Source organism: Pseudarthrobacter raffinosi (genome assembly GCF_023913735.1).
Taxonomy (GTDB): Bacteria; Actinomycetota; Actinomycetes; order Actinomycetales; family Micrococcaceae; genus Arthrobacter; species Arthrobacter raffinosi.
Genome location: NZ_JAMXBH010000011.1, coordinates 37,797 through 55,620, shown reverse-complemented (window position 1 = coordinate 55,620; position 17,824 = coordinate 37,797). Strand labels below are relative to the sequence as shown.

General features: G+C 67.0%; 19 protein-coding genes. 4 read left to right on the top strand and 15 right to left on the bottom strand.

What is annotated here, in order from left to right; all coding sequences use genetic code 11:
* Window positions 1–123 precede the first annotated feature (123 nt).
* Window positions 124–1,206: an ADP-ribosylglycohydrolase family protein gene (locus NG698_RS11715; protein WP_252609870.1), complete on the top strand. Its 1,083-nt coding sequence runs from the start codon at window positions 124–126 to the stop codon at window positions 1,204–1,206.
* On the opposite strand, the gene NG698_RS11710 is transcribed toward NG698_RS11715, so the two are convergent.
* Together NG698_RS11710 and NG698_RS11705 are read right to left on the bottom strand one after the other, a co-directional pair.
* Complete coding sequence (locus tag NG698_RS11710; protein ID WP_252609869.1) at window positions 1,193–1,711, bottom strand: DUF4395 domain-containing protein; 519 nt, start codon at window positions 1,709–1,711, stop codon at window positions 1,193–1,195. The two genes, NG698_RS11715 and NG698_RS11710, sit on opposite strands and share 14 nt — an antisense overlap.
* A 66-nt stretch (window positions 1,712–1,777) precedes the next feature.
* Window positions 1,778–2,770: a 3'-5' exonuclease gene (locus tag NG698_RS11705; RefSeq protein WP_252609868.1), complete on the bottom strand. Its 993-nt coding sequence runs from the start codon at window positions 2,768–2,770 to the stop codon at window positions 1,778–1,780.
* A gap of 127 nt (window positions 2,771–2,897) precedes the next feature.
* Here NG698_RS11705 and NG698_RS11700 point away from each other — a divergent pair, with 127 nt between their 5' ends.
* Entirely contained in the window at window positions 2,898–3,674 is a 777-nt protein-coding gene (locus NG698_RS11700; protein ID WP_252600144.1) for a DedA family protein, read from the top strand.
* 117 nt (window positions 3,675–3,791) lie between these two features.
* Here the strand turns inward: NG698_RS11700 and rdgB are convergent, their stop codons facing one another.
* From rdgB to clpS, 6 genes are all read right to left on the bottom strand, one after another.
* A complete protein-coding gene (gene rdgB, locus NG698_RS11695; protein WP_252600066.1) occupies window positions 3,792–4,469 on the bottom strand; it encodes an RdgB/HAM1 family non-canonical purine NTP pyrophosphatase in 678 nt (225 codons plus the stop codon).
* Entirely contained in the window at window positions 4,466–5,224 is a 759-nt protein-coding gene (rph, locus tag NG698_RS11690) for a ribonuclease PH (RefSeq protein ID WP_058932038.1), read from the bottom strand. The genes rdgB and rph overlap by 4 nt, the downstream gene beginning before the upstream one ends.
* An 87-nt stretch (window positions 5,225–5,311) precedes the next feature.
* Window positions 5,312–6,109 (bottom strand): MBL fold metallo-hydrolase, encoded by a 798-nt coding sequence (locus NG698_RS11685; protein WP_252609863.1) that lies wholly within the window; start codon window positions 6,107–6,109, stop codon window positions 5,312–5,314.
* Complete coding sequence (gene murI, locus NG698_RS11680; protein ID WP_252609862.1) at window positions 6,106–7,173, bottom strand: glutamate racemase; 1,068 nt, start codon at window positions 7,171–7,173, stop codon at window positions 6,106–6,108. The genes NG698_RS11685 and murI overlap by 4 nt, the downstream gene beginning before the upstream one ends.
* A 69-nt stretch (window positions 7,174–7,242) precedes the next feature.
* Window positions 7,243–7,809 carry a DUF2017 domain-containing protein gene (locus tag NG698_RS11675; RefSeq protein ID WP_141140950.1) on the bottom strand — a complete coding sequence of 189 codons (567 nt, stop codon included), beginning with the start codon at window positions 7,807–7,809 and terminating at the stop codon, window positions 7,243–7,245.
* Window positions 7,802–8,194, bottom strand: coding sequence for an ATP-dependent Clp protease adapter ClpS (clpS, locus tag NG698_RS11670; RefSeq protein ID WP_252600070.1), 393 nt, complete (start codon window positions 8,192–8,194; stop codon window positions 7,802–7,804). Before clpS ends, NG698_RS11675 begins: the two co-directional genes overlap by 8 nt.
* A gap of 38 nt (window positions 8,195–8,232) precedes the next feature.
* Between clpS and NG698_RS11665 the strand changes: the two genes are divergently transcribed.
* Together NG698_RS11665 and NG698_RS11660 are read left to right on the top strand one after the other, a co-directional pair.
* Complete coding sequence (locus tag NG698_RS11665; protein ID WP_252600071.1) at window positions 8,233–9,561, top strand: nicotinate phosphoribosyltransferase; 1,329 nt, start codon at window positions 8,233–8,235, stop codon at window positions 9,559–9,561.
* A complete protein-coding gene (locus NG698_RS11660; protein WP_248760022.1) occupies window positions 9,561–10,193 on the top strand; it encodes an isochorismatase family protein in 633 nt (210 codons plus the stop codon). The genes NG698_RS11665 and NG698_RS11660 overlap by 1 nt, the downstream gene beginning before the upstream one ends.
* Before the next feature lie 3 nt (window positions 10,194–10,196).
* On the opposite strand, the gene NG698_RS11655 is transcribed toward NG698_RS11660, so the two are convergent.
* The 7 genes from NG698_RS11655 to NG698_RS11625 all read right to left on the bottom strand — a co-directional run bounded on the left by NG698_RS11655 (window position 10,197) and on the right by NG698_RS11625 (window position 17,793).
* A complete protein-coding gene (locus NG698_RS11655) occupies window positions 10,197–11,981 on the bottom strand; it encodes a DEAD/DEAH box helicase (protein WP_252609861.1) in 1,785 nt (594 codons plus the stop codon).
* Window positions 11,981–12,322: a DUF3039 domain-containing protein gene (locus tag NG698_RS11650; protein ID WP_056349372.1), complete on the bottom strand. Its 342-nt coding sequence runs from the start codon at window positions 12,320–12,322 to the stop codon at window positions 11,981–11,983. The genes NG698_RS11655 and NG698_RS11650 overlap by 1 nt, the downstream gene beginning before the upstream one ends.
* A gap of 122 nt (window positions 12,323–12,444) precedes the next feature.
* Window positions 12,445–13,227, bottom strand: a complete 783-nt coding sequence (gene nagB, locus NG698_RS11645; RefSeq protein ID WP_252600073.1) for a glucosamine-6-phosphate deaminase — start codon at window positions 13,225–13,227, stop codon at window positions 12,445–12,447.
* A gap of 30 nt (window positions 13,228–13,257) precedes the next feature.
* Entirely contained in the window at window positions 13,258–14,829 is a 1,572-nt protein-coding gene (locus tag NG698_RS11640; protein WP_252609860.1) for a transporter, read from the bottom strand.
* A complete protein-coding gene (locus tag NG698_RS11635) occupies window positions 14,811–15,617 on the bottom strand; it encodes an ABC transporter ATP-binding protein (RefSeq protein WP_252600075.1) in 807 nt (268 codons plus the stop codon). Before NG698_RS11635 ends, NG698_RS11640 begins: the two co-directional genes overlap by 19 nt.
* Window positions 15,618–15,688: 71 nt before the next feature.
* Window positions 15,689–16,786, bottom strand: coding sequence for an NADH:flavin oxidoreductase/NADH oxidase (locus NG698_RS11630; RefSeq protein ID WP_252600076.1), 1,098 nt, complete (start codon window positions 16,784–16,786; stop codon window positions 15,689–15,691).
* A complete protein-coding gene (locus tag NG698_RS11625; protein ID WP_252609859.1) occupies window positions 16,786–17,793 on the bottom strand; it encodes a tetratricopeptide repeat protein in 1,008 nt (335 codons plus the stop codon). The genes NG698_RS11630 and NG698_RS11625 overlap by 1 nt, the downstream gene beginning before the upstream one ends.
* Between the last annotated feature and the right edge of the window lie 31 nt (window positions 17,794–17,824).

Here is a 17,824-nt window from a genome sequence, read left to right as displayed (position 1 = left end):
TTGGGGTTTGGTGCCTTTGCATTCTGCCAAGGGATTCTGGGCGTTGGCTGAGTCCGAGCTTAGTGGACGGACGGCGTGGCGCCCCGGCGCGTTCCACCTCCGCCCCACGGTAAATTTACTGTCATGAGCATTGAACCGGGCGCCGTTGCCGCGCCCCCGCTGAAGTCCCGCATCCACGGCTGCCTCCTGGGCGGGGCCTTGGGCGACTCGCTGGGCTACGCGGTGGAGTTCGACTCCGTGGAAGCGATCCGCAGCCGCTTCGGCCCGGACGGCCTGACAGACTTCTCCGCGCTCGACGGCGGCAGTCACTTTTCGGACGACACGCAGCTGACGCTGTACACCGTGGACGGGCTGGTGGAGGTGCTCGAATGGGCCAATGACGGCGTGGGTGCCGACGCGAACGCCTGCCTGTGGCTGGCCTATCTCCGCTGGCTGGCCACCCAGGGCGAGTCCTTACCGCCGCAGGCCCCGTCGCAGCCGCCTCGGTGGATCGACGGTCATGAGGTCCTGAGGCACCGCCGCGCTCCGGGAAACGCGTGTATCAGCGGGTTGGCCACCGGGGAGATGGGCACGGTTTACCGGCCGGTGAACCCGGACTCGAAGGGCCGCGGAACGGTGATGAGGTCGGCACCGTTCGGCCTGATTCCCTTCATAGCGTCCGACGCCGTCTATAAGTTGAGTGCCGACGCCGCCTCCCTGACGCACGGCCATCCGTCCGCACGGCAAAGTGCCGGCAGCTTCAGCCTGCTGATCCACCGCCTGGTGGCCGGTGACACCCTGGCGGACGCGGCGGCGGCGGTCCTGGCCGAAGTCCGTGGCCTGAAGGATGTGGCGGCGGAACTTCCCGAGCGGCTTGAAGCGGCCATCCGCTGTGCGGGAACAGGCGACCTGTCGCCGGAGGAACTGGTTCGGCAGCTCGGCGAGGGCTGGGTCGCGGAGGAGGCGTTCGCCGTCGGGCTTTACACTGTCCTGGCCACAGCGCCGGATGCGGACTCCACACTGTCGCCGCAAGACCATTTCCGGGCGGCCATGGCGCTGGCCGTCAACCACAGCGGCGCCAGCGATTCCACGGGATCCATCGGCGGAAACATCCTGGGCGCCTACTACGGCGAAGAGTGCCTGCCCCCGGAATGGCTCGACGCACTCGAAGGGCCGGACGTCATCCGCGGCATGGCCGACCTTCTGGTGGGCGTTACGACCGCCTGAGCGCGACGTTGTTGCAGGCCTCGCAGATGCCCTCCGGGATCAGGCCCCGGCGCTGCAGCACTCCGAAGATGACGCAGCCCAGGCAGAATCCGGCGAAGGCCTCCAGGGAGGCAGCCGCGATGAGTATTGCCAGCGCAATCCACGCTGCCGGGGCGGCACCGGCAAGGAACAGGATCAGCGCCGTGGTGGAGACTACGGTCCCCATGCCCTGGGCAAAACGCTTGGGCGGTCCGGGAACCAGGCGAACGCGGCCCAGACGGGGTGCCAGGACCTTGACGGAGAGCAGGGCCAGCGGCGAAATCCGTGGGCCGAAGAGCACCCGCAGCCAGAAGCCCGCGGCGATCAGCACGAGTCCCCAAACGGACCCGCTCAGCAGTGTGGCGCCCGCGAGGAGCACCACCAGGCCGGCGGTGATCCGGGCCGCGTATTCATTGACGGGGTTGGGAAAGGCGAACACGGCGGACCAGTTGATTCCGGTTGTTTGGCCGTCCGTTAGTTTGCTCATCCTGCAAGGCTAGGAGCCGGGCACGCCGCAGGGAAGATTTGTTGCGCCGGATGAACGCAGTGCGGCTCAGCCGCCCACCATCTGCAGGAACTCGCCTTCGGAGAGTACTTCGATGGGCTGGCCGCGGTCGTGGAGCTCCAGGATGCGCCGGGCCTTGCCGGTCAGCCTGCCGGACCGCAGGTCCGCGGCCACAAAGCCGTCACCCACCACCAGCACCGTGGTGCGGGCGGTTACCCGGCTTTCCGGCCGGGCACCCAGCTCGGCCGAACGCACCTTCGCTTCCGGCCGGGCCATGGAGAGCTCGCCGGTGAAGACAACGGTCTGGCCGTACAGCGGGTGGGACGGTTCGGCGTCGGCATTGGGGACGGGGTTGTCGCCCTCCTCCGGCCACCCGGACAGGAACGGGCGCACCAGCGCGGCGCTGTTTCCGCCAGCGGCGCCGGCAAGGGCGGTAAGGCTGGCTTTGGACAGGACATCGTGCGCCGGGTCAAACGCCTCCTGGTGCGGCAGGACCAGGCCCAGCGACAGGTAGAGCTCGGCAATGCTGTTGGCGTTGTTCCGGGCAGCGATGTCGATCAGGATGCCGGCGCAGGCACGGGCGTCTTCTGCGGCATCGTGATGGTTGACCAGCGGCACACCGGCTTCCTCTGCGGCGAACGGCAAGGAATTGGAGACGAGGGAGTAGCACCGCCGGGCCAGCATCACCGTGCAGACGTAGTCGTAGGCAGGGCCGGGCAGGCCGGAGACCTCAAGCCCTGACCGGATCACTCCAAGGTCAAAGGCCGCGTTATGCGCCGCCAGGATGTCGTCCCCGATGAAGGCACCAATCTCCGGGAACAGCTCACCGAAGCGGGGACGGCCGGCCACGTCCGTGGCCTTGATGCCGTGGACCCTGACGTTGTGGTACTCGAAGTGGTCGTGGTTGACCGGCGGCCGCATCAGCCACGACGCCTCATCCACCACGCGCCCGCCCCGCACCTTCGTCAGGCCAACCGCGCACGGTGAACCCCGGAAGCCATTGGCTGTCTCGAAGTCGATCGCCGTAAAGTCCAAACCCACGGCCCATACTTTACCGCCGTGCAGGGCCGTTCCCGTGTCACCGGGGCGGCCCTGTCGCGGATATCACGCGGACGACGCCGGGTAGCGAGGGTGCGTCAAGTACCCTGAGTAGGTGAACTTTCTTGCGATCAGCGACCTTGCCGTGCCCATGCTGGGTGGTGCAGGACCGGTCCAGCCGCAGCTGGCATCGTTCCTGCCCGACTGGCTGAACCCCCAGATTTTCTTGGCCGATCCAGCACTTGCGCCCTGGGTGGTGCTGCTGGTCTGCGGAATTGTCTTCGCCGAAACGGGCCTGCTGGTGGGATTCTTCCTTCCCGGCGATTCGATGCTGTTCACGGCGGGGCTGCTGGTGGCAACGGACACCATCCAGTTCAATGTCTGGCTCCTGGCGCTCCTGATCACCATTTCCGCCATCATCGGCAACCAGACCGGCTACCTGATCGGTTCCAAGGCCGGCCCCGCTATCTTCAATAAGCCGAACTCCCGCCTCTTCAAGCGCGAAAACGTGGAGAACGCCCATGCTTTCTTCGAAAAGCACGGCGGCAAGGCACTGATCCTCGCCCGCTTCGTGCCGATCATCCGGACCTTCGTGCCCGTGATCGTTGGCGTGGCCCAGATGAACAAAAAGAAGTTCTTCCTGTTCAACGTGATCGGCGCGGTCCTGTGGGGCAGCGGCGTCACGCTGTTGGGCTACCTGCTCGGTGACAGGGTCCCGTGGGTCCGGGAGAACCTGGACATCATCTTCATCGTCATCGTGCTGGTCTCCGTGATTCCCATCGGCATCGAAGTACTCCGCGGAATTTCCGCCAAGCGCCAGGCTGCCAAGTTCGGCACGGACGCCGTCGAGGAATTCATTGAGGAACACGAACCCGAGGCCGAGCGGAAGACCCACCGGGACCACTGAGCCCCCACCACGCAGCCTGTCACTACTCCCCGGCCACTCCGCCCGGAGTCACCGTCCAGATATCGGCATTTCTAACGGCTTTTGGGCGCGATATCTGGACGGTGAACTCCCGTTAGGTCACTGGCGGGCGAGCGCGCCGACGATGGCCGGCAGGAGGGCCCGGAAGGCCTTCCCGCGGTGGCTGATCGCGTTCTTTTCTTCCGGTGACAATTCAGCGCAGCTGCGGTCCTCGCCGGCCGGCCGCAGCACGGGGTCGTAGCCGAAGCCACCGTCACCGCGGGGTTCGCGCAGAAGGGACCCCTCAAGCTGGCCGTATTCCACCACTTCACGGCTCGCGGCACCCGGCCCGGGGACCGCCAGTGCCGCAGCGCAGACAAATGCCGCTCCCCGGTGCCCGTCCGGGACATCGGCAAGCTGGTCCAGTAAAAGCCTCAGGTTGGCGGCGTCGTCACCGTGCCGGCCAGACCAGCGCGCGGAAAAAATTCCGGGCGCCCCGCCCAGCACGTCGACGGCCAGCCCCGAATCGTCGGCGATGGCCACCAGCCCAGTGGCCTCCGCAACGGCCCGCGCCTTCAACAGCGAGTTTTCGGCGAACGTCACGCCGGTTTCGACGACGTCTGGCGCACCCACCGCCGCGGCGTCCACCACCTGCGTGTCGACGTCGAGCCCGGGGACCTGTCCGCGCAGCAGCTCCCGGAGCTCCCTGAGCTTGCCCTTGTTGTGCGTGGCCAGGACGAGGCGCGGTACGGGCGCGCCGTCAGGTTCAGCGTTCGGGTTCACAGTGTCCTGGTTCACAGTGCGTCGGCGAGGGTTTCGCGCTGGATCGCCGCCAGTGCGGTGGTGCCCAGGAGGGCCAGGTCCAGCAGCTGGTTCAGCTCGTCCCGGTCGAAGGGAGCACCCTCTGCGGTGCCCTGGACTTCCACGAACTTCCCGGATCCGGTGACCACCACGTTCATGTCGGTTTCGGCGCGGACGTCCTCAACGTAGGGCAGGTCCAGCATGGGCACGCCGTCGATGATGCCCACCGAAACCGCTGCGATCGTGTCGATCAGGGGCTGGGCGTTCTTGGCGATCAGCTTGTTGTCGCGGGCGAAGCGGATGGCGTCCGCCAGTGCCACGTAGGCGCCGGTGATGGCCGCGGTGCGCGTTCCGCCGTCGGCCTGGAGGACGTCGCAGTCCAGGACGATCGTGTTTTCGCCCAATGCCTTGGTGTCAATGATGGAACGCAGCGAGCGTCCGATCAGCCGGGAAATCTCGTGGGTCCGCCCGCCGATTTTCCCCTTGACAGATTCGCGGTCAGAACGGGTGTTGGTGGCCCGGGGAAGCATGGCGTACTCCGCCGTGACCCAGCCGCGGCCTTCGCCCTTGAGCCAGCGCGGCACGCCCGCCGTCAGGGACGCCGTGCACAGGACCCTGGTGTTGCCGAACTCGATGAGGGCCGATCCCTCGGCCTGCTTGGACCATCCGCGGGTGATGCTGATGGGGCGGAGCTGGTCGGGGGCGCGGCCATCGGCGCGCACTACGGGCACTGCGGTTGCTTCAGAAGTCATGCCTTTAGCTTATCGACTCACGACGAGCCGTCCCGCCGCAGAGCGTGCAGCGGGCCAGCCATTGCACTGGACCAGAGGGGCAGCGGGTCAGACGGTGTAGTGCACACCGGCCACGGCAACGGCCACGTCGCCGCCGAACACGGGGCGCGCTTCGGCCATAACAGTGGTGGGCGATGTCCAGACGGGGATGTGCGTGAGCAACAGCCGGCGTGCGCCCGCGCTCTCCGCGGCCTCGCCGGCACGCTTTCCGGTCAGGTGGACATCCTTGATGTCGTCGTCGCGGCCTTCCTCAAAGGCGGCCTCGCACAGGAACAGGTCAGCGTCCTTTGCCGCTTCCTCCAGTCCTGCGCAGGAATCGGTGTCCCCGGAATACGTCAGGATCCGGCTGACAGTGTTGCCTTGCTTGTCCGGTTCGGTCACTTCCACCCGCAGGGCGTAGGCCTCCTCCACGGGGTGGTTCACCGCGAACGGCGTCACCGTGAACGGCCCCACCGTGACGGATTCCCGTTCGGTCCAGTTCGTGAAGTCGAATTCCTCGTGCATCCCCGGATCGAGTTCCAGGCCGTAGGCGGTGGCCATCCGGTCCGCCGTCGCGGCGGGGCCCCACACCGGAATCCTGCCTCGTCCCCAGCCGCCGGGCTTCCAGCGGACGGCCACGTGCAGGCCGCACAAGTCCATGCAGTGGTCGGGGTGCAGGTGGGTGAGGAAGATCGCGTCGATGTCCTCAAGGTCCGTGTATCGCTGGATGGCGCCAAGGGCTCCGCTGCCAAGGTCCATCACGATCTTCCACGTCCGCTCGCCGTCGTTGGCGGTCAGGAGGTAGCAGGACGCCGGCGAGCTCGGGCCGGGAAACGAGCCGGTGCAGCCGACGATGGTGAGCTTCACAGGGCAGGTCCTCCGGCCCGATGGGCGCCCACAAAGTTCGAAATCCGAGGTCCCGACGACGACTGCCGGGCGCTGGCGGTCTGCGCGGCCGCGATCATCTCGGGGGTGATCCGTGCCAGGCTGCCGGTGGGGTATTGGGCCGCCACATGGTCCACGTGCCGGACGGACAGGACCTCCGGCCCCAGGAAACGGCGGGCCAGCGTTTCGAACTGGCCGGCGTCACCGGTGGCGATGAAGTGGTGTTCCGGCGGTGCTACAGCAGTGCGCTGAAGGTCGTGAGTGGCGAGGGCCCGGTACACGTCCTTCGCCGTTTCCTCCGCGCTGGACACGAGCGTCACGGCGTCACCCATCACGAAGGAAATGACGCCGGTCAGCAGCGGATAGTGCGTGCACCCCAGCACCACGGTGTCCACGCCTGCCGCCTTCAGCGGCGCCAGGTACTCTTCGGCAATAGCCAGCAAGGCGGGTCCGGTGGTGATCCCGGCCTCCACGTAGCTCACGAACTCGGGGCAGGCCACGGACGTGATGGCCAGGTCCGGCGCGGCGGCAAACGTGTCTTCGTAAGCCCGTGAACCAACGGTGGCGGAGGTTCCGATGACGCCGATACGCCCGCTGCGGGTGGCAGCGACAGCCCGCCGGACGGCCGGCTGGATCACCTCGATGACGGGGATGCCGTATTTCGCCGTGTACCGCTCGCGGGCGTCCCTCAGGACAGCGGCCGACGCCGAGTTGCAGGCAATGGTCAGCAGCTTGACGCCGGAGTCCACCAGTTCGTCCATCACGCCCAGGGCGTTGGCGCGCACTTCGGCAATGGGCAAGGGCCCGTAGGGCCCGTTGGCGGTATCCCCCACATAGAGGATGGACTCGTTGGGGAGCTGGTCGATGATGGACCGCGCCACGGTCAGTCCGCCGACACCGGAATCAAAGATGCCGATGGGGCGGGACCCCACCTGGGCGGTGGTGCTGCTGGCTGCGGAGTCCGATGCGGCTGCGCCTGACGGATCCATGCTCGAGGCTGTAGTCATGATTATTCGAGGATAGGTCTTCCCCGGGGCCGCAGCCATCACATTGTGGCGCCCGACTCATGTCAATTTTGTCACAGTGGCGGTCGAATCCCGGACCAGGACAGCAGTTCAGGCCCGTGAGTCCAGGGACTGGAGCATCGCCTGGACCAGTGATTCCTGCAGCCACGTGGTGAAGTTGTACACCAGGGCGAGGTAACTTTCCACGTCCTCGGCCTGGGACCAGTCCTGCATCAGGTGCACGTGTTCGGCGTCCTCTTCATCCCGGATATCCAGGCGTTCCGCCAGCACCAGGCGCACATCGTTCAGGGCCATGGACCAGAACCTTGCCCCTTCGGCGGTGAGGACCACTTCGTCCCTGTCCAGGTCCAGCGCGGCAGCGCGCAGCGCGCCGATCTTGGTTTCCCGCAGCGAGCGCTCGGTGAGCTGGCGGAACTCCAGGGACGCGCCGTCGTCGTTCTTCATCACGTTGGGCAGTAACCGCTTAACGGCACGGTCCGTCGGTTCCTGGACGTCCATATCCAGTCCGATCAGGGCGGCCAGCGGATCCTGGCTGGTGTGTTCGGCCGGCTGGAGCATGGAGATGACGTCATCGATCAGGCTGCGGAGCAGTTCCCGTTCGGCGGGTTCCAGGAACCCGGTGATGCCCTTGAGCCCGTATTTGAATGCCTTAGCCACGTTTCCCCTTGCCCTGCCCGGACCCGCCGGATTTTCCTGCGTTTTTGGAGTTTCCACCATTCCCGCCGGTGGCCTTCTCCACGGTGGCCCAGAGGCCGAAGCCGTGCATGGCCACGGCATGCCGCTCAACCTGTTCCTTGCTGCCGTGGGCAACAATGGACCGGCCCTTTTTGTGGACTTCCATCATCAGCTTGTTGGCTTTGGACTCGGAGTAGCCGAAGTAGCTTTGGAAGACATAGCTGACGTAACTCATCAGGTTGACGGGATCGTTCCAGATCACCAGGTTCCAAGGGATGTCCGGGGCGGTCAGGGAGTCCGTGGACGCCTCTGTCCCGGTCCGGGTGCCCTCCTGTGTATCAGGGCCGAGCGCAACGCTTAAGGTCATCTGTCCATTCTATGGGGATGCACACTAGAGTGAATTTTGTGAGTACCTCCGCCAGCTGGGACCATCCCCGCACGTCCTTTTATACAGACCACTACGAGCTGACCATGCTGCAGGCGTCCCTGCACTCGGGCGCCGCACACCGCAGGTCGGTCTTCGAGGCTTTTGCCCGGCGCCTGCCGGACGGCCGGCGGTACGGGATTGTGGCGGGAACGGGCCGCCTGCTGGAAGGCATCGCCGACTTCCGGTTCGGCGAAGCCGAGCTGGACTTCCTGGGGCGGACCGGCGTGGTCAACCAGGACACCCTGGACTACCTGGCGAACTACCGCTTTTCCGGTGACATCTGGGGCTACCCGGAAGGCGAGGCGTACTTCCCCAACTCCCCCATCCTGATTGTCGAATCAACGTTTGCCGAAGCCTGCATGCTGGAAACCTACCTGCTCTCGGTCCTGAACCATGACAGTGCCATCGCCTCCGCCGCCTCCCGCATGATCACCGCGGCCGGCAACCGGCCCTGCATTGAAATGGGATCCCGGCGGACCCACGAGGAATCGGCAGTCGCGGCAGCCCGCGCCGCCGTCATTGCCGGGTTCGACAGCACCTCCAATCTCGAGGCCGGCTTCCGGTACGGCATCAAAACGGTAGGGACCGCCGCGCACTCCTTCACGCTCCTCCACGACACCGAGCGGGAAGCGTTTGAGGCGCAGATCGCCTCCCTCGGACCCGGCACCTCGCTGCTGGTGGACACGTACGACGTCGAGGCAGCCGTGCGTGCCGCCGTCGAGTTGGCAGGGCCCAAGCTGGGAGGCGTCCGGCTGGACTCCGGCGACCTCGTGGCCCAGGCCCAATGGGTCCGGCGCCTCCTGGACGAGCTCGGCAACGTGAACACCAAGATCGTGGTCACCTCGGACCTGGACGAGTTCGCCATCGCCGCGCTGCAGTCCGCCCCGGTGGATTCCTACGGTGTGGGCACCTCGCTGGTCACCGGTTCCGGTGCACCCACAGCGAGCATGGTCTACAAGCTCGTCAGCCGCACCGACGACGCCGGCAATTTCGTCTCCGTGGCGAAAACCGCCAAGAACAAAACCAGCATGGGCGGCCGGAAGTACGCGCTGCGCAAGCTCAACGAGCGGGGGGTGGCTACCCAGGAAATTGTGGGCATCGGCCACCGCCCCGAAGACGACGGCAACGACCGGCCGCTGCTTCAGCAGTTTATGAAGAACGGCGAGCTGCTGCCGGGCTGGACCGGACACGAGGGTGTGGTCCGCGCCCGCCAACGGCACGCGGACACCATGGCCGAACTGCCCGGTGTCGTCAACCGCCTGCAGCGCGGCGAGCCTGCCATCCCCACTATCTACGAGGAGAACTGATGTCCCGCGCCCTGATCATCGTTGACGTCCAGAACGACTTCTGCGAGGGCGGCTCCCTGGCCGTGGCCGGCGGTGCCGGTGTTGCCGGAGCCATCAGCGAGTACGTGGACGCCCATCACAATGAGTTCGACCACATAGTTGCCACCCAGGACTGGCACATCGATCCCGGCGCGCATTTTTCCGACACGCCCGATCACAAGGACAGCTGGCCGCGGCACTGCGTGGCCGGCACTCGCGGCGCAGAACTCCATCCGGACCTGGACAGCGAATACATCCAGGCCTACTTCCAGAAGGGCCAGTTCGCCGCGGCGTACTCCGGCTTTGAGGGCCTGCTGGCACCTGAGGATGCCGTCCCCACAGGGGAACGGCAGCCGGGCGCCATGCCCGCTGACGCAGATGCCTACGCACCGGCGGACAACGCCATCGGACTGGACGACTGGCTGCAAAGCCACGATGTGGAGGACGTTGTAGTGGTGGGGATCGCCACCGACTTCTGCGTGATGGCCACCTCGCTGGACGCGGTCCAGGCCGGCTACTCCGTCACGGTCATCCGCTCACTCACCGCCGGCATTGCCGAGGACCTGGAGGATGCCGTCGCCGAAATGGAGCTGGGCGGCGTCGAAGTCGCGTAAGTACTACTTCCGGCCGATGAACCAGTCCTGGAGCTTCCGCAGCCTGGACTGAAGCTGTTCCTCGTTCGCCTGGGCCACCGGGGGGCCGCCGCAGACGGTCCGCAGCTTCGTGTGCACCACACCGTGCGGGGTTCCGGTCCGCGCCGACCAGGCCGCCACGTTCTTGGCCAGTTCGTTGCGCAGGTCCATCAGCATCCGGTGGTCCGGTATGGCCGGCGCCGCGGTGGCCGGCTCGGCTGCCGGTGTGCGCCGGTTCTTGCGGTTGAGCTGTTCGTGCTGGCGCTGCCGCAGCAGCGTCCCCACCTGCTCGGCATCCAGCAGTCCGGGGATGCCCAGGAAGTCCAGTTCGTCCTCCGAGCCCACTTCTCCCCCGGTGCCGAACTCGCCGCCGTCGAACAATACGCGGTCGAAGGACGCCTGTGAGTCGAGGGCCTCGAACTTGCCCTTGGTGAGGCTGTCGGACGCCTTGTCCTCCCGGTTGGCCTCTTCCATCAGCGAGTCCTCGGGATTGAACAGGCCGTCGCTGTCTTCTTTCTCGGGGCGGTCCAGCGCGTGGTCGCGTTCGGCCTCCATCGAGTTGGCCAGGGCCATCAGCGTCGGCACGGACGGCAGGAAGACCGAGGCCGTTTCGCCGCGTTTCCGGGCGCGCACAAAGCGGCCCACTGCCTGGGCGAAGAACAGCGGCGTCGAGGTGGACGTCGCATAGACGCCGACGGAGAGCCGGGGCACGTCCACGCCTTCTGACACCATGCGGACGGCCACCATCCACCGTTTCTCGCTCGCGGTGAATTCCTCGATCTTGCTGGAGGCCTTGGCGTCGTCGGAAAGGATCACGGTGGGCGATTCGCCGGTGATCCTTTTCAGCTGCCCGGCATAGGCCCTGGCATCCTCGTGGTCCGTGGCGATGACCAGCCCGCCGGCGTCCGGAACCGTGCGGCGCATTTCGCTGAGGCGTTTGTCCGCCCCCGCCAGGACAGCGGGAATCCATTCCCCGGCCGGGTTCAGCGCCGTCCGCCACGCCTGCGACGTGATGTCCTTGGTGACCGCGGACTCGCCCAGTGAGGCCGCCATTTCCTCGCCGGCACTGGTGCGCCACCGCATCTGGCCCGAGTAGGCCATGAACATGACCGGGCGCACCACATGGTCACGCAGGGCGTTGCCGTAGCCGTAGGTGTAGTCCGCTTTCGAGCGCCGGATGCCGTCCTTGTCCTGCGCGTATTCAACAAAAGGGATGGGCGAGGTGTCGGAGCGGAACGGCGTACCGGTCAGGGAGAGGCGCCGTGCCGCAGGGTCAAACGCTTCGCGGAGGCCGTCGCCCCAGGACAGGGCTTCGCCACCGTGGTGGATCTCGTCAAGGATCACCAGCGTGCGGGCGGCCTCGGTCTTGGCGCGGTGCAGCATGGGTTTGCTGGCCACCTGCGCGTATGTGACAGCGACGCCAACGAAACCGCGGCCGTGCTGGCCATCGGAGTTCTTGAAGTTGGGGTCGATGGCGATGCCCACCTTGGCAGCGGCGTCGGCCCACTGCCGTTTCAGGTGGTCCGTGGGCGCCACGATGGTGACGCGGTTGACCGCCCCTGATTCGATGAGCATGGAGGCCACTCGCAGCGCGAAGGTGGTCTTGCCGGCGCCGGGAGTTGCTACGGCCAGGAAGTCGCGGGGATCGGTCCTGAAGTAGAGGTCAAGGGCTTGCTGCTGCCAGGCACGGAGTTTTTGGGCGGTTCCCCAGGCTGCGCGTTCCGGATAGGCCGGTGGCAGGGTGGGGCCGCCAAAGAGCGTCTCCGTCACTACTTGTTGTTGCCCGAGTCCCCTCCGGGACCCTTGCCGCCGTCGTTCCCCGGGCGGAGGCCGTCATAAACCTCTTTGCACATGGGGCACACCGGGAACTTCTGCGGATCCCGGCCCGGCGTCCACACTTTGCCGCAGAGGGCAATGACAGGATCACCCGTCAGCGCGGATTCCATGATTTTTTCCTTGCGCACGTAGTGCGAGAAGCGTTCCCGGTCACCGGGCTCCACTTCCTGGCGCAGCTCTTCGCGCTCGATGGTTGCCGTGGACGTTCCAGCCCCGGAAAGCTCGCGCATCGGGTCGTTTTCGAGAGGGTCCGTCATGCTAGTCATGGCATCCATCTTAGCGTCCCGGGACGGAGGACGTTCGACGGCGGGAGGACCGTTTTGCACTCACTGCACCCGCCGCCGTCGGCTGTTCCGCGCAACGCCGCTAGGCACCCGCCCGTGGTGTGTGGCCGGAATTACAGCTCCTGCCAGTCAGGTTTGTGATCGTACGTGTGCCGGTAGAAGTCGGCGAGCTTCAGCGACGATGCCGCGGCCTGATCCACCAGGATGGTGGCGTGCGGGTGGAACTGGAGGACCGAGGCCGGGCAGATGGCGGCGACGGGTCCTTCCACGAAGTCGCGGACGGACGGTGCCTTCTGTGCCCCGGTAGCGATGAGGACAACGTGCCGGGCCTCGAGAATGGTGCCCAGCCCCTGGGTCACCACATGGTGCGGCACCTCTGCCAGGCTGCCAAAGAACCTGGCGTTGTCCCGGCGGGTCTGCTCGATCAGCGTTTTGATGCGGGTCCGGGATGCGAGCGAGGAACCGGGCTCGTTGAAGCCGATGTGGCCATCCGTACCCACGCCCAGGAGCTGCAGGTCCACTCCGCCCGCTGCCCGCATGGCCTCCTCGTAGGCGGAACAGGCCGCGGGCAGGTCCGCGGCCGCCCCGTCAGGCGTATGGACGTTGCCTTCGGCGATGTTGACCCGGCTGGTGAATTCCCGCCGGATGACTTGCCTGTAGGACTCCGGATGCCCGTGGTCCAGCCCCACGTATTCGTCCAGGGCAAAGGCATGGGCATTGCTGAAGTCCAGCCCGTCACGCTGGTGCCGCGCCGCCAGCTCGTCGTACACCGGCAGCGGCGATGACCCGGTGGCGAGGCCCAGTACGGCGGCGGGCTTGCGCCGGAGCAGGGCCTCGATGGCATCGGCGACGAGCTGTCCGATCTGCTTGCTGCCCTGGAGGATGACAACTTCCATGTCCGGCCGCCCTTCTGGTCTTTTACGGAATCAACGGTTGACGGTCAGTTGGGCCAGCAGTTCGGGTCCGCGGGCATCAAGCCACTTTCCACCCAGCCGAATGCCCGCCCCAAACAGCGCCAGTCCCAGCATCAGGCCGACGGCCAGGTTGGCCCACCCGAACATGGCATTCCCCGTGACCAGCTGCGCGATGAGCAGGCCCACCTCAGGCAGGACCAGCAGGCTCAGGACGCCCATGCCGGCAAACTGCACCACCAGGGTCTGCCCTACATTGCCCGGGGGCTTCTTGAACGGGCTGTCCCCGGGCAACGGGACGGCCACCGTGTAGCGTGCCGACACCACGGACGACAAGCCAAGCCCGGTGAACAGGATGCCCAGGCTCAAGCCCAACTGGCCGGGCAGTTCCGACCAGCTGCCGGTAAAGAAGTACTGGCCCACTGCAAAGATCAGCACCACGGGCAGGGCAAAAGCCAGGCAGGCCAACGCCCTGCCCAGCCGGTCGTCCACACCGCGGACGCCCGTGGCCACATGCAGCGCGAATGCCGTGTTGTCATAGGAGACGTCCGCTGAGATGGACCAGGCCAGCAGGAAGGCAGCCAGCGGTGCAGCCACCGCCAGTACTCCGTAGTGACCGGACTGGCTGCCCTGGAACACCAGCAGGATGGGGAGCAGCGGGACCACCACCAGGGAACCGGAATAGCGGGGATCGCGCAGCCAGTACGTCAGCGCGCGCGCTGTTACTGCACCGGCCGGTGTGGCCGGCAGCAGGTCGAACAGCCCCAGTTTGCCACCCTTGCGGCTCCCGCTGCCGGCGTAGGGCGGGTTGACCAGGGCCCGTTCAAGGAGCAGTTTCCAGCACCAGGACAGGACTGCGAGGGTTGCAGCGGCGATCACGAGTTTCAGTGCGGCCGCTCCCGGGCGGCCAACCGCAACATCACCACCGAGGGACCACGCGGCACCAAGTGGCGTCCAGGACAAGGTGGCAGCCAGCTCCGGCAGGAAACCCGTCGAGGCGGTGATGCCCCTGCCCACGCCAGCGACGATCGGGCCCATCAGGACCAGCGGGACCATAAATGCGATGGCGCTGACATCCTTGAACCGGCGCGACGACGCCAGGCTGGCGGTGGCGGTGGTGACCACTTTGGACAGGACAATACATGTCAGAACGCCGACGGCGGCGCCCACCAGTGCGGCAACCGCGGGAAGGGGGCCACGGGCCCAGGTCCACACGGTGGCGAGCGCTGCGAGCGCCGTGGCCAGGCCGGGGATGCCGATCAGCCCACCGAGGGCCAGCCCCGTGAGCAGTTGGCGCATGGGGATGGCGGAGGTGGTGAAGCGGGCAGGGTCCAGGGTCAGGTCCGCGGCGGACGCGACCACCGGAATGAGGCCCCAGCCCAGGAGGGCCGCTGAACCACCAAGCACCACAACCGTCCGGGCCAGTTCGGGGTCTACAGTGCGCAGCAGGACCAGTGCCACGACCACTAGTCCCACCAGCCCCAAGGCATAGAGACCGCCGAACGCCAGGCCGACGAGCTGCCAAGGGCTGCGGCGAAGGCCGTTCCGCAGCAGGGTCAGTTTGAGCCTTAGGAGGTGCGCAACCATTCCAGGCCTTCCGTGTGGTTGCGTCCGCCGACCAGCTGGACAAACCTTTCTTCCAGCGTTGCCCCGGCGCGGACTTCGTCCACGGTCCCGGTGGCGAGGAGCCTTCCGGCCGCCACCACGGCGACGTGGTCGCACATGCGCTGGACCAGGTCCATAACGTGGCTCGAGACGATCACCGTCCCGCCGGCGGCTACATAACTGTCCAGGATGGACCGGATGTTGGCCGCCGAGACGGGATCCACGGACTCGAAGGGTTCATCGAGCACCAGCAGCCGCGGGGCGTGGATCAGGGCCGAGGCGAGGGCGATCTTTTTTGTCATGCCGGCCGAATAGTCCACCACGAGCGTCCCGGCGTCCTCGTAGAGGTCCAGGGCGGACAACAGCTCCCCCACACGGGAGGCCACCACGTCTTTGTCCATGCCACGCAGCAGCCCCGCGTACGTGACCAGCTGTTCGCCGGTGAGCCGGTCAAAGAGGCGGACACCGTCAGGGAGGATGCCCATCAGCTTCTTGGCCTCCAGCGGCCGGGCCCAGACGTCCACCCCATGGACAACGGCTGTCCCGAAGTCGGGCCGCAGCAGGCCGGTGGCCATGGACAGCGTGGTGGTCTTGCCGGCGCCGTTGGGCCCCACGATGCCAAAGAATGAGCCTGCCGGGACGTCGAGGCTGATGCCGTCCACGGCGATTTTTCCGCCGAAACGCTTGGCGAGGCCGCGGATGGACAAGGCCGGAACGGGCCCCGCGTGCACCACCGGATCAGAGTGGGGATCAGGATGCGCAGCAGTCATGATGCCAGCCTAGACCCAGGGCCCTGCCGAAGGGGTCCTCCCGCGGGAGTAGTGCAAAGGCGTAGGGAACCCTAGAACGAATGCCGCGGCATGGCCCGTTCGTACTGCGGTGCCCAGGGGAGGTCGTGCCCCAGTTCAAACGCCGCACGGAGCCACCAGTGCGGATCCCGGAGCGCGGCCCGGGCAATAAGCACGCCGTCGGCCTGCCCGGTGGCCACGGCATGCTCGGCCTGGCCTGCGGAAGTCAGCAGGCCCACGGTGCCTGTGGGGACCCCCGCTTCGCGGCGGATGCGTGCGGAGAACTCCGTCTGGTAGCCCGGACCCGGACTGATGTCCTGGTGGGCCACGGCCCCGCCGCTGGAGACGTCGATGAGGTCCACTCCGTGCTCCGCCGCCTGGGCGGCCAGCCGGACCGAAGCCTGGACATCGACGCCGCCCGGCGCCCAGTCGGTGGCTGAAATCCGCAGCAGCAGGGGCATGGATTCGGGGATGACGTTGCGGACGGCATCAACGACGGCGAGCATCAGCCGGTTCCGTCCGGCCTCGTCCCCGCCCCAGGAATCGGTCCGCGTATTGATCAGCGGGCTTTGGAACTGGTGCAGGAGGTAGCCGTGCGCGCCATGGATCTCCACGGTGTCGAAGCCGGCGTCCACGGCACGCACGGCGCCGGCCGCGAAGTCGGAAATGATGTCCTGGATCTGCGCCTCGGTCATCGCGGCGGGTTCGGCAAAGCCGTCGAAGGCAAGCCGTGACGGCCCCACCGTGGGCCAGCCGCCGTCGGACTCCGGGACGCTCCCCCGCTGCCCGGCGAACGGCCAGTAGGCGGACGCTTTCCGGCCGGCGTGGGCAAGCTGGGCGCCGATCTTCGCTTCCGCGGCACCGTGCCGGTGCACAAAGGACGTGATCCGCTGCCAGGCCTCGGCCTGTTCGTCGTTGTACAGCCCGGTGTCGCGGGGGCTGATCCTGCCGGCCGCGTTCACAGCGGCCGCCTCGGTGAGGATCAACGCCGCGCCGCCCGCGGCAAAGGAGCCCAGATGCATCAGGTGCCAGTCGTTCGGAACCCCCGGGGCGCCGTCGGGACCGCAGCTGTACTGGCACATGGGTGATACCCAGCCGCGGTGCGTGAGCTCCAGGGAGCGGAGCTTGAGCGGCTGGAACAGGGCCGGCACTAGAACAGGACCCTGGCGAGTCCTTGGCGTGCCTTGGCAACACGGGGGTCGGACGTGCCCACCACGTCGAAGAGTTCCAGGAGGCGTACGCGGGCTGGCTCCCGTTCCGGGCCGAAGTTCCGGCCGATGAAGCTGACCACGCGGTTCAGCGCGTCCTCCACGTGACCGCCGGACACGTCCAGGTCCGCCACGCCCAGCTGGGCGGCCAGATTGTCAGGTTCGTTGGCGGCGAGGGTACGCAAGGCTTCCGAGTCCTCGGCGGAGAGCGGCTGGAGCCGGGCCATCAGCTCCACCTGGGCCAGGCCGGCCTTGGCCTCGGCGTCGGCGGGCATTTCCAGCAGGGCCTGCCGGTAGGCCACGGCGGCGGCCTCATAGTCGCCCGCCTCAATGGCGTCGAACGCGGCCTGGTGCAGCGGCGGAAGAGGTGCTGGTTCAGTCTCCATGGGCGCACTGCCCCCGCCGAGGCTGCCCGTAACCCCATTGGCCGCCGCGACTTTCAGCAGTTCATCCAGGAGGGGGCGGATCTGGGATTCCTCGGCACCGCCTTGGAAGAGCGGTACGGGCTGGCCCTTGAGGACGGCGACGGCCGTGGGGACGGCCTGGACCTGGAAGGCCTGTGCCAGCTGCGGGAAGGCTTCGATGTCCGCCGCCCCCAGGACCAGGCGGCCGCCGTAGCTGTTGATGACCCGCTCCAGCGAGTCGAGCATCGCGGCGGATTCCGGGGAGTACGCGGCCCATAGCGCGAAGACCACCGGAACCTGGGCGGAAAGCTCCACGAGTTCCTGGAAATTTCCTTCGGTGACAGTGACCCGCAGCGGTGCCGCGCCGTCGTCGGGCGTTACCGCACCCGCTTCTGCGCTGGCACCCGCATCCCCGGAAACAGGCGGATTGCCGGGAGCCGCAGGAGGCGCCTGGCCCTGTCTCAGGGATGAAAGGTCGACGGCGCCACGCAGGTTAAGCAGGCTGGCAGCGGCTGGAGGGACTGGGCGGGAAGCTGGCGAACTCATGCTTTCCACTCTAGCCACTCCGGCCGCTGCC

Bases quoted from the DNA above. Each gene is read 5' to 3' on its own strand.
- NG698_RS11640 (WP_252609860.1), bottom strand. From the start codon at position 14,829: ATGGTTGCGCACCTCCTAAGGCTCAAACTGACCCTGCTGCGGAACGGC.
- rph (WP_058932038.1), bottom strand. From the start codon at position 5,224: ATGACTTCTGAAGCAACCGCAGTGCCCGTAGTGCGCGCCGATGGCCGC.
- NG698_RS11625 (WP_252609859.1), bottom strand. From the start codon at position 17,793: ATGAGTTCGCCAGCTTCCCGCCCAGTCCCTCCAGCCGCTGCCAGCCTG.
- NG698_RS11650 (WP_056349372.1), bottom strand. From the start codon at position 12,322: ATGGATGCCATGACTAGCATGACGGACCCTCTCGAAAACGACCCGATG.
- NG698_RS11635 (WP_252600075.1), bottom strand. From the start codon at position 15,617: ATGACTGCTGCGCATCCTGATCCCCACTCTGATCCGGTGGTGCACGCG.
- NG698_RS11660 (WP_248760022.1), top strand. From the start codon at position 9,561: ATGTCCCGCGCCCTGATCATCGTTGACGTCCAGAACGACTTCTGCGAG.
- NG698_RS11715 (WP_252609870.1), top strand. From the start codon at position 124: ATGAGCATTGAACCGGGCGCCGTTGCCGCGCCCCCGCTGAAGTCCCGC.
- clpS (WP_252600070.1), bottom strand. From the start codon at position 8,194: ATGACCTTAAGCGTTGCGCTCGGCCCTGATACACAGGAGGGCACCCGG.
- nagB (WP_252600073.1), bottom strand. From the start codon at position 13,227: ATGGAAGTTGTCATCCTCCAGGGCAGCAAGCAGATCGGACAGCTCGTC.
- murI (WP_252609862.1), bottom strand. From the start codon at position 7,173: ATGGCTGCGGCCCCGGGGAAGACCTATCCTCGAATAATCATGACTACA.
- NG698_RS11710 (WP_252609869.1), bottom strand. From the start codon at position 1,711: ATGAGCAAACTAACGGACGGCCAAACAACCGGAATCAACTGGTCCGCC.